Genomic DNA, 1,620 nt, shown 5'->3' with positions numbered 1-1,620 from the left:
CGCAAGGACGCGACGACGATCATCATGCCAAGCAACAGCGCGATGGTGTCGAGATCGATCGCGCGATAAGCGGCATCCCGGCTCAGCACACCAGAGGCCAGCATCAAGGCAGCGCCGAGAAACGCCGCCCCGGCGCGATCGATGCGAAAAAACGGCAAGCGTCCGAACGCCACCACGCCATAAGTCGCAGTGAAAATCAGCAATGCCGCGAGATGTGAAAAATCCATGGTTTCGGTTTAGCATCCGGCACGACCGCGCAACACCCCCGCCGAGCCACTGATATCACGCAACGAACGGGGTTCGGCGTGATCACGCCGAACCCCGCGAAACCATCAGGTCGTTGCAGAGAGGTTACTTGATAATGATCTCGACCCGGCGGTTCTGCGGCTCGCGCACGCCCTCGGCGGTCTGCACCAAGGGATGGGTTTCGCCGAAGCCCTGGATATCGATCACGTTCTTCGGCACCCCGTCGCTGACCAGCTCGGCGGCGACGTTGTTCGCCCGCTCCAACGAGAGCTTCTGGTTGTATTTCGGCGTACCGGAACGATCGGTATAGCCGTTGACCTCGATCCGCGTGTATTGCACCCGGGTCGATGCCTGCGCTGCCTCGGCGACGATCTGCTTGGCGCGATCGGTTAGGTCGGCCTTATCCCAATCGAAGAATACGAGATAGGTGCGAGCAGGGGCGGGGGCTGGCGCGGGGGTCGCGACCGGTGCCGGCGCGGGCGGCGGCGGCGGCGGCGCGGCGCCGAACGCATAACGCACGCCCAGGATGAACTCATGGTTGAATTCATTGCCGAAGTCGAGATTACCGCGGGCCACCGTCGCACCGCCGCTGGTCGTCGAGGCATGATAAGCCCCTTGCGGGTCCATCACGGCCAGCATCCGGTATTCGGTGGTCAGCGAGAGCCCAGGCACGGAGGCGATCGGGAAGGAAAGACCGACGATGCCCTGATAGGCGAAACCACCGACGCTATTGCCGCCGCCCGACGTCACCGCGGGGTGATTGAGGTAGCTCTGGCTGAAGCCGCTCAGATTCATCATCTGGTAGCCGGCGCCGACACCGACATAAGGATAGACGAAATGCTCGTTGAAGCCGAGCATGCTCGGGTCGATGTCGTAGAGGACATTGGCCATCATGCCGTAATTATCCTGCGCGCCCTTGAGGGCGGCGGGATTGCCGGGTCCGGTGCCCATGGATTGCAGCGAGTTGGAACCGTAATCCCCCTCCAGCTCGACCCGGAAGCCCTTGAGCGCGCTATTCAGCGCCCCGAGGCCATAGCCGACATTGACCTCCCCGAGATAGCCCGGGTTGAACGCCGCCATGGCGTTACCGGTGCCGAGCGCCGTGGAATGATTGACGGTTTCATCCTGCATCAGGTTGAGACCGACGCCACCGCCAACATAAAGCCCATTGACGGGCTGGGCATGGGCGACAAAGGGAAACGCCAGCACCGATGCAGCCATAAGGGCAATGCGCAGCTTCATGTATTCTCTCCTCTTTCTAATCCCACGCGAGCCGCAGGAAGAGGCTCATCCGCGCGATCGCGGTCTTGGGCCCAGGCGGTTAGATAGCCCTCTCATCCCGAAGTAGGAAGAGCGCGGCGCAGCATTCGCCTC

2 protein-coding genes are annotated in these 1,620 nt (G+C 62.3%); both read right to left on the bottom strand.

Annotated elements, in window-relative coordinates; translation table 11 throughout:
- A partial coding sequence (locus tag ACP5M5_RS02725; protein WP_427935372.1) for an SLC13 family permease occupies nucleotides 1-227 on the bottom strand: 227 nt, incomplete at its 3' end.
- Between the two features lie 124 nt (nucleotides 228-351).
- On the bottom strand, nucleotides 352-1,488 hold the full coding sequence (locus ACP5M5_RS02720; protein WP_427935370.1) for an OmpA family protein: 1,137 nt from the start codon (nucleotides 1,486-1,488) through the stop codon (nucleotides 352-354).
- Between the last annotated feature and the right edge of the window lie 132 nt (nucleotides 1,489-1,620).

The organism is Acidibrevibacterium sp. (assembly GCF_049965395.1).
Classification (GTDB): Bacteria; Pseudomonadota; Alphaproteobacteria; order Acetobacterales; family Acetobacteraceae; genus Acidibrevibacterium; species Acidibrevibacterium fodinaquatile.
This window is presented reverse-complemented; position numbering and strand designations above follow the sequence as displayed.